This is a genomic window from Marinomonas communis, assembly GCF_004363305.1.
Taxonomy (GTDB): Bacteria; Pseudomonadota; Gammaproteobacteria; order Pseudomonadales; family Marinomonadaceae; genus Marinomonas; species Marinomonas communis.
Genome location: NZ_SNZA01000001.1, coordinates 1,360,588 through 1,371,506, shown reverse-complemented (window position 1 = coordinate 1,371,506; position 10,919 = coordinate 1,360,588). Strand labels below are relative to the sequence as shown.

The following is a 10,919-nucleotide window of genomic DNA, read 5'->3' as shown; positions in this document are numbered from 1 at the left end:
AACCACCTGATCCCATCCCGAACTCAGAAGTGAAAAGCGCCATCGCCGATGGTAGTGTGGGAGATCCCATGTGAGAGTAGGTCGTCGTCAAGCTTTTAATTTAAAGAAGCCCTGATAGCATCGCTGTCAGGGCTTTTTTACGTCCGTCGAAAATGTCTCGCCTTGATCCCCCGATAGCAAAACCTTAGCTAAGGGGTCAGATTCCTAGACTGATTGCAGTGATCGGAAACTGATGTACGTACAGGGATCTGCCCCCTAGGGTTAAATAATCAAAGCCTTTTCTCCCCGAACTGAATTGGGGTCGTACAAGTGGGTTGTAAAAAGTTCAGGGCATTACTTTTGAAAAACGATATAATGCATGCAATTTATGATATGCGTTTATTAGAGGTTTTACATGGCTAAGTCCTTACAAGAACAGCTGTTAGGTGCTGGTATTGTCGATAAGAAAAAAGCGAATAAGATTAAAGCTGAGAAGCTTCAGACTAAGCAAAAGATGAAGAAAGGTCAGCTAGACAATTCTGCAGAAGAAGCACGTCAAGCTGAGTTAAAGCGTCAGAAAGAAGAGAAAGCCGCTCGCGATAAAGAGCTTAACCTTAAACGTCAAGCTGAAATTGAATACAAAGCCATTCTTGGCCAGATTCGTCAAATTATTATTCAAAACCGTGTTGCAAAAGAAGACGGTGAGATCGCCTATAACTTCACGGACGACAAGAAAGTCAAAAAGCTATATGTCTCTGAGAAGATGCATAAGGATTTATCTGAAGGTCGTTTAGCTATTGCTAAGCTGGAAGGTCAATACGAAATCGTGCCAAAAGGCATTGCCGAGAAGGTTCAAGAGAAAGAGCCTGATATGATTCTGGTATTGAATATCTCATCGAAAGCAGAGGAAATCGATGAAGATGATCCGTATGCTGAATTCCAAATCCCGGATGATTTGATGTGGTAAGAATACAAGAAGGGCCGATTTAATCGGCCCTTCTGCTTTATAACGTTATATCTAGTCGTTTATTTGTATGCCCAGCTGCTTACGGGCAGCTTTGACAACGGTTGGGTCGACAGGTGGTGGGCTTAAGTCTACTTCTTTTGAAAGTGCCTCGATTACAGTATGGAGCACCTCTACACGGGCAAACCATTTCTTATTGCCTGGAATGATAGTCCATGGAGCTGAAAGGGTTGAAGTACGCTGGAACATCTCATCTGTAGCCCTTTCGTATTCATCCCATTTCGCACGGTTGCGAATGTCTTCTTCGGTCAGCTTCCATTGTTTCATCGGGTTATTCAGGCGTTCTTCAAAGCGCTTTAATTGCTCATCTTTAGAGATATGCATAAAGATCTTGATGATGCGGACACCATCATCAGTCAGCATACGTTCAAATTCATTGATTTCTTGGTAAGCACGTTGCCATTCGTTAGGTGAAGTAAACTCCTCAATGCGTTCAACTAGTACGCGTTCGTACCAGGAGCGATCAAAAATAGCGATGGAGCCAGGCTTAGGTAGACGGGTCTGAAACCGATACAGGTAATGTCGGCCTTGCTCTTCTTTTGTTGGTGAAGCGATTGGATGTACTCGATAGCCTCGAGGATCAAGTTTTTCTGTGATTCTTCTAATCGCACCGCCTTTCCCAGCTGCATCCCAGCCTTGAAAAACGATGATCGCTCGCTTGCCTTGATGGTAATAAGCTTGCTGCACCTTAAGCATCAGCTCTTGTGTTTTCTTTAGCTTCTTTTGATACTGCTCCTTATCCTTTAACGTATAGCTCTTATGGGCTGTATCAATGTCATTTAGACGGGGAGGAGATGGCACGAGGGTGATAGGGCTTGGTGAGAACATTCCTTGCTCCATGTTTAGTAGAAAATCTAATCAACATATTTTTAACAATATAGGAACTTTAATATATGCGCTATCGCAAAGTTGATATCCCTTTAGCACTTACTTTGCTTTACTTATAATGCGTATGTTTTAAATGATTGAATAATGGAGAGTTTTTTGCCAGCAATACTTTATAGCTTCCGCCGCTGTCCTTATGCAATGCGAGCACGCTACACACTGGCTTTGCTTTCTCAATCAGTAGAGTTGAGGGAAGTCGTGTTAAAGAATAAGCCTGAGGCATTATTAAAGCTTGGTGGGCGCTCGACGGTGCCGCAGTTAATTGTTGATGGCAAACGTTACCCTGAAAGTTTTGACATTATGATGTGGGCGATTAACCAAGCACCGGCGTCTAGCATGAGCTTACAGCTTTGGCCTCAAAGCAAAGTGATGCAAACGAAGATTCAGACTTGGGTGTCTTATAATGACCACTGCTTTAAGTATTGGTTGGATCGATATAAGTACGCAGATCGATACCCTGAATTCACGGAAGAGTTTTATCGGCAAAAAGGTGAGCGTTTTCTAAAGCGATTAGATGTTCGCCTCAGCCGTTATCCTTACTTAATGGGGGAGTCGATGACGTTAGCTGATGTCGCAATATTTCCATTTATTCGTCAGTTTGCTGGGGTAAAACCAACTTGGTTTGCGGATTCAAATTATCCAAATTTAAAGCGTTGGTTGAGTGGTTTTGTAGACGGAAAGGAATTTGCTGCGATCATGTCAAAGTATGAACCTTGGCAGGAAGGCCAGCCCACTATTATATTTCCAACACACCTCAATTCTTGAGGTGTGTTGGCTGAGTTGAAGCTGATCTAGGCTGCTTCAGTTTGATGTGGAAGCTGCAGCATTTTTGCTAATGCTTTGTGGCTTAGATAACCACACAACTGCTGGCTCTTGTCGATTACAGGGAGTGGTTGTTTGCTTTCCAGCATGGTGGGCAAGATATCTTGTAGTAGCTGATTACGCTTTAAGCTTGCAACAGCTAGCCAGACAGCGTTGTCATTAGAGTCTATCTCTGTACAGGCTTCGAACACGCCATCATCTATTTTCCTGAAGGCTACGCCATGCTCGTTAAGCTGCAATTTGAGGTCCTCTATATTATCCGATGAACACATCGGTAGCGCGGGCGACATCACATTCTTAACAAATAACGCTCTAGCTCGGTTGACGTCTTTTGCGAATGCTCTGACGTAGTCGTCAGCAGGGTTCAATATGATATCAACAGGTTTACCAACCTGAACTAGTTTGCCATCTTTAAGAACCGCAATACGATCACCTAGGCGAAGCGCTTCGTCTAGATCATGGGTGATGAAAATAATGGTCTTGTGAAGGTTTTCCTGCAATTCAATCAACTGACTCTGCATGTCGTATCTGATAAGCGGGTCAAGAGCGGAAAAGGCTTCGTCCATCAACAAAATTTCTGCGTCAGTACACAGAGCGCGCGCGAGACCTACACGCTGTTGTTGGCCACCAGAGAGCTGCGAAGGGTATTGCTCTTCATAGCCAGCTAAACCAACGGTATCCAGCCATTCTTTTGCTTTGTCTTCCCATTCGCTACGTTTTAATCCTTTAATGGATAGCCCATAGCCAACATTCTCTATAACCGTTCTGTGCGGAAGTAGACCAAAATGTTGGAATACCATCGACATCTTGTGACGCCTAAATTGGGTTAACTCTTTCATAGGCAATGTCATGATGTCATCGCCGTTCACTTTTATTTTCCCTGCTGTGGGATCAATTAGGCGATTAAAGTGGCGTATTAATGTGGATTTGCCTGATCCTGATAGTCCCATGATGACAAAGATTTCGCCCTTATCAATGGCGAGGTTTATATCTTGTAAACCTACCGTATGACCTGTTTCTGCCAAAACTTCGTCTTTGCTTGCGCCGGCTTTTACCTTTGGCAGGACTTTCTCTGCATTAGGGCCGAAGATTTGATATAGGCCTTCGATTTCAATTAAAGCGTTTTCGTTGCTAGCCATGATCCTGTCCCTCTAAATGTTTCTGGGTGCGTTTAGCGTAGCTTTGAGAAACGCGGTCAAAAATGATGGCAAGCGCTACAATCGCGAGGCCATTTAATAAGCCCAAAGTGAAATATTGGTTAGTAATAGACTTCAATACAGGTTGGCCTAGGCCCTTAACACCAATCATAGAGGCGATCACTACCATTGCTAATGCCATCATAATGGTTTGGTTAATACCGGCCATGATGGTTGGCATTGCCAAAGGAAGTTGAACTCCAAATAGTCGTTGTGTAGGCGTAGCGCCATAAGCAGTGGCCGCTTCAAGTATCTCTTTACTGACTAGGCGAATGCCTAGATTTGTTAAGCGAATCACGGGGGGGATAGCGTATATGACAACGGCAATCACACCAGGGATTTTACCGATGCCTAACAGCATCACCACAGGAATTAAGTAGACGAAGGCTGGCATAGTTTGCATTACATCCAGCAGTGGCGTAACGATTGATTGGGCCCGATCTGACCGAGACATCAATATACCGATTGGTATTCCTAATACGATGGAGAGTAGCGTACAGACTGTGATGATACTCAGTGTACGCATCGTATCCTCCCACATGCCAAAATAACCTATTAAAAGCAGTGAGATAACGACACCGGTACTGAGCTTCCATGAGCGAGTGGCAAAATGCACGATGGCTGTAATGATGAACAGAATAATCCACCATGGTGTTTGGATAAGTAGATGCTCAAACCAAACTAGAAAACTTAACAAAGGATCAAAAAGGGATTCAATTGAGTCGCCGTATTCACGGGAAAAGTCGCGGTAAGCGCTATCTAAAGTTTTGCGGATCGTCAGTAGCTCGCGACGACTCATATCTGGAAATTCAGTTAACCAGGATGCGTCAGCCATAAATCATGTCTCTTATAAAAAGCGGGGGAAGGCGCCATGTAGACGCCTTCTAAAAACCATTAAAGGTTATCTAAAGCAGTGATGAGTTTTTCTTTAACAGCAGGGCTTACCCAAGCAGACCAGATGTCTTCATGTTCGAACATAAAGTTTTCTGCAGCATAAGCTCCGTCAGCTTGGTTTTCTTCCATCCAAGCAAGCAAACTGTTCATTTCTGCATTCGTAAAGGAGCGGCTTTCCATATAGGCGAATGCCTCTGGCGCTCTTTCTGCAAACTCAGTCGTTGTGACAGTGTATACAGGAGATGGCGGATACATAGTCACTTCAGGCTCTAGACATGTTTCACTAGAGATACAGTCCAAATAGTGTTGTTCATTAACACCGCTGCCAAAATCAACCTTAACCATTTTGTATTTCCCAAGCACTGCGGTTGGTGCCCAGTAGTAACCGAACCATGGTTCTTGTCGTTCATAGGCGCGAGCAATGGCGCCTGATAAGCCTGCACCAGAGCCAGGATCCACTAACTCAAAGCCAGACTCTTCTAAATTTAGCGCGGTAAATAGGTTACGTGCTGTGATTTGACAGTTCCAACCAGCAGGACAGCCGTAGAAACCTGATACGGAATCATCCTCTGGATGCGGGAATTCTTTGGCGTGTTTTTTAACCCCTTCAATAGTGGCTAACTCTGGGTATTCATCGACCATATATTGCGGTACCCAGAAGCCTTCTTCACCACCATCAGACAGCGACTTACTTGCGACTTGTAAGCGACCCTCTTCAACCCCACGATCCAAAGCCGCTTTCATGGAGTTGGTCCACAATTCAGGAGCAATATCAGGTTCACCCTTTTCAATCATAGATGTGCCAGTTGGCATGGTGTCGCCAGGAACTAGCTCAGCATCACAGTCAAAGCCATGCTTTAGGATGAATTGGTCAACATTTGCCATCAAGCTGGCTGAGTTCCAGTTCATTTCAGCGATGGTGACTTTGCCGCAGTCAGCAGCGAATGAGGAGCAAGCAAACAGTGCTCCAGCGGAAGTGATGAGTGCTTTTTTTATCATGCCGAGTTCCTTTAGGATAATTAATTGCCTGTGAAATTATTTGATTATTTTGCCTATTAATTTACACATCAAACTATTAGTAATCAAATAAGTTATTAGCATAGAAACATTATTCATCAGTGTCGAAGTGAATAATGTTGTCGTTTGTTATGAAGAGAGGGGGTTGTGTAAAGGTAGGCGCCGTACTCGGAGTGAGTGCGGCGATTGTTGATTAAATAGACAGTTATGGTGTGTTCTGAGTCCATTTATAGCGGTTAAGCCAGTTATCTAGTAGGAAAGCCACTACAAGTACGCAAAACATTGCTACTAGAACAGAACTAAACCTGTATAAAGCGCTGAAGAAAATATCTCCCTGTGGCGTTAAATACTGGCCGTAAAGTATCCCAATAGTTGTTAAGGCGCCAAAGCCAATACCTGATCCAGAGCGTTCTACCAAATGAAAGTAAGCTGTAATCATTACAGTCATAAACAAAGATAGAGCGACTAAAAGAAAATGAGAAATCAGGTCATACAGTAAAACTTGCGCACACAGTGCTAAAACACATCCGTAGGCCACACCTTTAGCTCGTTTTTTAGCGCTAATGACAGAGCCTTGATATGTCATAGGGAAGAGAATAAGCATCGTCGCAACTTGCGCTGAGAGTGAGTCCTTTAAGTCTGCAATTTGAAATACAGTAAAAGAAATCGTAGCCAGTAAAGCTCCTAGAATCGTCCTATGGTTAATTTGAGAAGCGGAAGGTTTCGCTGGCGGTGTGCCTTTAAAGGGCTCAGTGTCGGGAATGAGCCAATACAGAAGGTAAGCACTCACTACGGAAATTAAGGCCGCTAACACGGTTGCAACGACCATATCCGTCGCTTGTCCTGCGTCGTAGCTGCCAAAATTCAATAAAGTGGAAAGCGTGATCAACCCCGAGGCCCACATTAAGAAGTAGCGGCTGGTGAGCATAAAGCGAAAATGGTAGCCAAAAATAAAGAATACCGCGAGTAGCATGGCGAGTGGGAAGGGTTTGAAAAACGTTTGTAGCACCCACATCTCAAGGGCGCTAATTGCTGCACCTACGATGAACTCCAGTGCTAAAGTGCGGTTAAACGTCGGAACCATGCCCAATAGCAACATAGGAAAAACAGTAAAGAAAACGCCATAAGGCCAATCCATGATTTTACACACAGAAAAGCCAATGGTGGTCCCAAACGCAATACGAAGTAAGCGCTTTTTCTCCGTGGGTTGCATCTCAGTAAACATAATGAAGCCAGCTTACGATGCGCATTTGTACATGACCAATTAGGCGTAGCAAGCTAGAGTCGCTTGATTCCACCATGACGGTTGCTTTAGAACCACTCACTAATGATGATGGGATTTGACCTGTTTGGTTAACATAAACACGAATGCGTTGTGCATCTCTGACCCAGCGGTCACTATCATCAGGGGTTGCAAGAATGCCATTTGCAGTGTTTTGTCCTTGAGAAATACCAGAGTCTCGGCTGGTCAAAACGCCCTCAAACAACTTTCCTGGGAAGGCATCGTAGACGATCAGCGCAGGGGTTCCAGGTGTCACACTGGCAATACTTTTTTCTCGAAAATCTGCCGTAATACGATCTTGCCCACTGATGACTAAGGATAAAAGAGACTGGCCGCTTTGGGTGACCATGCCTGGAACCAGCTGCATATTAGAAATGACGCCATCTTGTGGTGCCAGAATCGTTGTGCGCGATAGGTTGAGTTGCGCATCAGCTACGGCGCTTCGAGCATTGTTCACAGCTATGTTATTACTCTCGTCGTCACCTAGGGCAATTGCAATGGCGTTTTTACGAGCATCGATAGCGTGAAGGTTTGCTTTGTTAGAAGCGACTTGAGCCGTGGCTTGATCTACTTGCTGTTCACTGACAAGGTGTTGCGTTTGCAGTGACTTTAAACGTTTGAGCTCTCTTTCACTTTCTTGCAATGCAACGTTGGCAACAGCCCATTCGGCCTCAGCTTCAGCGATGTTTGCTTTTAACGTAGCGTTGGTCTGATAGGCCTGCTGCAAGCTCAGCTCAGCTTGTTTTAAGGCGATTTTATAGTCAGTGTCTTCGAGTCGAAACAGCACATCACCACGCTTAACTTCTTGGTTGTTGTGGACGGCAACCTCAGTCACTTTCCCCGATACTTGTGGCGCAATGGTGAGAACGGGACGCTGAACGGTTGAGTAACTGGTCATTGGAATCGTGGTATCGGCAATAACTAGATAAGCGAAGATGACTAAGAAAAGTACAATGGAGCGCTTCATCCATCGATTAAAATGTATATCAGGTGTCATGTTAGTGTTTACTACTCATTTTCTGTGCGTTTTTGATAATGCTAAGTAAGGCGTCATTTAATAGTCTGCGTTGTTCATCACTCAGTCCATCTAGTAATGCATGGCGGCCTTGATCTGCTATCGTTTGCATTTCCTGTAAGACTTCTTTGCCCTTACTGGTGAACCAAAGTGTTTTACAGCGCGCATCGTGCTTAGACTCTTGTCGTTGCAGGTAGCCTGCCTCGCAAAGCTGATTTAACGTGCGGATTAAAGAGGGTTGCTCGATGCCAATGTTGCTGGCTAACTCGCTTTGAGTGCAGCCTTCTCCGATTCGTTTCAAGTGCAGCATTGCGATCCAGCGAGATTGCGTGAAGCCAAGGTCTGACATATAGAGATCAACCACATGTCGCCAGCTAAGTGCTGCTCGACTTAAATTCCAACCTATATTTTGCTCCATTTGAACTCCCTGATTTAGTTAGCATGCTAGGTATTATGAGTTTACCTAGCTTGCTAGGCAATTGAATATAGTTGACTTACTCAATCTTTATCAACTGCGCCGAATTAAGCAGCGATTTAGGCTTTTAGAGTGGATCGGTAATACAAGGTGCTTTGCTTAGAAGGGGAGATCTTCTACATCAGTAGAAGATCACAATATGGATAACGCCTCGAATGATAATGCCAAGTAAACAGCCGTAAGCAGCATAGCGGATAACCGAACTGACGCGCTTTCCGGCAGCGGCAAAGATAGCAAGACCAGCTACGTCAAAGGGGTTGGTGGCAAATCCTGCCATCATGTTCATCTCACGAACACTGATTGACCCTGCTTGAAGCATATCGAACATAATTCCCATGTAAGCAGTACCGCCAGCGATGTATTTCGTTACTAAAGGTAAGACGGCTGTTTCAGGAAGATGGATTAGCGCAAGCGCGGGGCCAAGTACACTGGTGAGTAAATCAATGAAGCCTATTTCCTGTAATACCCTTACAAGAAATAGCGCAAGAATAAGCATAGGGATCATATTAAAAGCGATCTTCATACCTTCCTGACCACCTTCACCTAAGATTTCAACCACGGTTTTGGATCTGCTTTGTGTTGGCGCTGAAATGCTTTCATTGGACGACTCATCAGTCGTTTGATCGAGGTGCTTTGTTAATATGAAATAGGTAAACGCAGCGGACGCTAAACCACCAACAACGGAGCTGATCAGCAAGACGGGTAGGTTTAACCCTAAGGCCAGCATAGGAAAAGTGGCGTTGCCTTGAGACATGGTGAATACCATGGCCAATGTAGCTGCAATATGGCGCTTGTTATAACGCTGACTGTCCATAATGCTTAGGGAAGCTATCGGTGCGGCAAAGCTCACAAATGTGAGCTTGAGCGCAGCAAAAACTCCTAAGCCGGGAATGCCAAATAGGGTCGAAAGAGGAGCGACCTTGTTACACAACCATGTCAGAACCCCTTTAGCGTCTAAGAGCTTCATCAATGCCAGCATGATGACCATGATGGGAAGCAAAATATACAATGCCATGTTCAAGCCGGATTTACCGGCTTCTAACATCATCGATATAAGCAATTCCATGACACTCTTCCTTGTTATAATTGTGCTTGTCTTGCTACAAGTTTACGGTTGATGCCAAGCAAAATCAGAGCCGACAGGGACAACACTGCTGCGGTAGCAGGAATCCAAGCATAACCCAAACCTACGGTAATCACTGCACCACCTAGTGCTGCCCCTAAAGCATTACCTAGATTGAACGCGCCGATATTGATAGATGAAGCTAGGCCAGGGGCTTTGTCAGCAATGGTCATTACTTTCATTTGTAATGGTGGACCGATCATGAAGTTCACAACCCCCCAGATGAACACGGCGACAATGGCTGTGATCATATTGATGGTTATAAAACTAAAAGAAAGCAAAATAATAACTTGTCCAATCAGTGAAACGGTAAGTGATAGGTCTGGCGAGCGATCTGCCAACTTACCACTTACGAAGTTACCGATGGTGAAGCCAATGCCAGCAATCATCAACAAGTAGGCGATATTAGCCTCTGGAATTTTCGCAAGCGTTTGAAGGATAGGAGTCACATAGGTGTAAAGGGTAAACATCGACCCAGCACACAAAATGGTGGTGAAGAATGTTCTCAACGCGGCGGGCTGCATAATCGCTTGCAGTTCTTGTTTAACGTTTGGACGGTTTGGCTTTTCCATATGGGGTAATGTGCGTAATAAGCCGATCATGGCGACTAGCCCAAGTGCAGAGGTGGCAGCAAAGGCGATGCGCCAATGAATACTTTGGCCTAACCATGTGGCAATCGGAACACCGATGATATTGGCGATCGTCAGCCCTAGAAACATGGATGCCACGGCAGATCCTTGCTTGCCAACTGGCGCAAGCTTCATAGCAACGAGAGCGCCAATGCCAAAGAAAGCACCATGGGACATGCTAGTGACGACGCGAGAAATCAGTAATGTGGTGTAGTCAACAGAAACCGCTGACAGTAGATTGCCGACGAAGAATACAGCCATCAGTGCGATCAATGACGCTTTATGGCTAAAACGAGTCATATACAACGTGACAAGAGGCGCACCAAACATGACACCGACGGCATAAGCACTGATTAACAAGCCTGCTGTCGGTATGGAAACATCGACCCCTTCAGCAATCGTTGGTAGCAGGCCCATAGGGAAAAATTCGGTGGTGCCGATGCCGAAGGCACCCAAAGCGAGAGCAAAAACGCCCCATTGATAAGCTTGCATGGCAAATCCTTAAAATAATTCTTAAGCAAATAAGGTTGAATAACGATCTAGAGCGTCAAAAGAAGGTGGAAACTACGCGTAAACAC

General features: G+C 44.8%; 11 protein-coding genes and 1 rRNA gene. 3 read left to right on the top strand and 9 right to left on the bottom strand.

The genetic code is table 11. From position 1 onward, the window contains the following. Nucleotides 1-93 (top strand): 5S ribosomal RNA (gene rrf, locus C8D85_RS06395); the annotation flags it as partial. Between the two features lie 301 nt (nt 94-394). Beyond that, complete coding sequence (locus tag C8D85_RS06390; protein WP_133560718.1) at nt 395-946, top strand: DUF2058 domain-containing protein; 552 nt, start codon at nt 395-397, stop codon at nt 944-946. Nucleotides 947-997: 51 nt separating this feature from the next. Here C8D85_RS06390 and C8D85_RS06385 read toward each other — a convergent pair whose 3' ends face one another. Then, the gene (locus C8D85_RS06385; RefSeq protein ID WP_133560716.1) at nt 998-1,831 is read right to left on the bottom strand and encodes a polyphosphate kinase 2 family protein; all 834 of its coding nucleotides are present in this window, start codon (nt 1,829-1,831) and stop codon (nt 998-1,000) included. A gap of 156 nt (nt 1,832-1,987) precedes the next feature. On the opposite strand from C8D85_RS06385, the gene C8D85_RS06380 reads away from it, so the two are divergent. Continuing rightward, nucleotides 1,988-2,653: a glutathione S-transferase gene (locus C8D85_RS06380; RefSeq protein ID WP_133560714.1), complete on the top strand. Its 666-nt coding sequence runs from the start codon at nt 1,988-1,990 to the stop codon at nt 2,651-2,653. 26 nt (nt 2,654-2,679) lie between these two features. Here the strand turns inward: C8D85_RS06380 and C8D85_RS06375 are convergent, their stop codons facing one another. The 8 genes from C8D85_RS06375 to C8D85_RS06340 form a co-directional block, all read right to left on the bottom strand. After that, the gene (locus C8D85_RS06375) at nt 2,680-3,849 is read right to left on the bottom strand and encodes a quaternary amine ABC transporter ATP-binding protein (protein WP_133560712.1); all 1,170 of its coding nucleotides are present in this window, start codon (nt 3,847-3,849) and stop codon (nt 2,680-2,682) included. Further along, complete coding sequence (locus C8D85_RS06370; protein ID WP_133560710.1) at nt 3,842-4,741, bottom strand: ABC transporter permease; 900 nt, start codon at nt 4,739-4,741, stop codon at nt 3,842-3,844. The genes C8D85_RS06375 and C8D85_RS06370 overlap by 8 nt, the downstream gene beginning before the upstream one ends. A gap of 59 nt (nt 4,742-4,800) precedes the next feature. Further along, entirely contained in the window at nt 4,801-5,799 is a 999-nt protein-coding gene (locus tag C8D85_RS06365; protein ID WP_133560708.1) for an ABC transporter substrate-binding protein, read from the bottom strand. Nucleotides 5,800-6,022: 223 nt separating this feature from the next. After that, a complete protein-coding gene (locus C8D85_RS06360; RefSeq protein WP_133560707.1) occupies nt 6,023-7,042 on the bottom strand; it encodes a DUF2955 domain-containing protein in 1,020 nt (339 codons plus the stop codon). Further along, entirely contained in the window at nt 7,032-8,096 is a 1,065-nt protein-coding gene (locus C8D85_RS06355) for an HlyD family secretion protein (RefSeq protein ID WP_133560705.1), read from the bottom strand. The genes C8D85_RS06360 and C8D85_RS06355 overlap by 11 nt, the downstream gene beginning before the upstream one ends. Before the next feature lies 1 nt (nt 8,097). Further along, nucleotides 8,098-8,532, bottom strand: coding sequence for a MarR family transcriptional regulator (locus C8D85_RS06350; protein ID WP_133560703.1), 435 nt, complete (start codon nt 8,530-8,532; stop codon nt 8,098-8,100). A gap of 178 nt (nt 8,533-8,710) precedes the next feature. Beyond that, the gene (locus C8D85_RS06345) at nt 8,711-9,655 is read right to left on the bottom strand and encodes a nucleoside recognition family protein (protein ID WP_133560701.1); all 945 of its coding nucleotides are present in this window, start codon (nt 9,653-9,655) and stop codon (nt 8,711-8,713) included. A 14-nt stretch (nt 9,656-9,669) separates the two neighbouring features. Then, nucleotides 9,670-10,833: an MFS transporter gene (locus tag C8D85_RS06340; RefSeq protein WP_133560699.1), complete on the bottom strand. Its 1,164-nt coding sequence runs from the start codon at nt 10,831-10,833 to the stop codon at nt 9,670-9,672. Between the last annotated feature and the right edge of the window lie 86 nt (nt 10,834-10,919).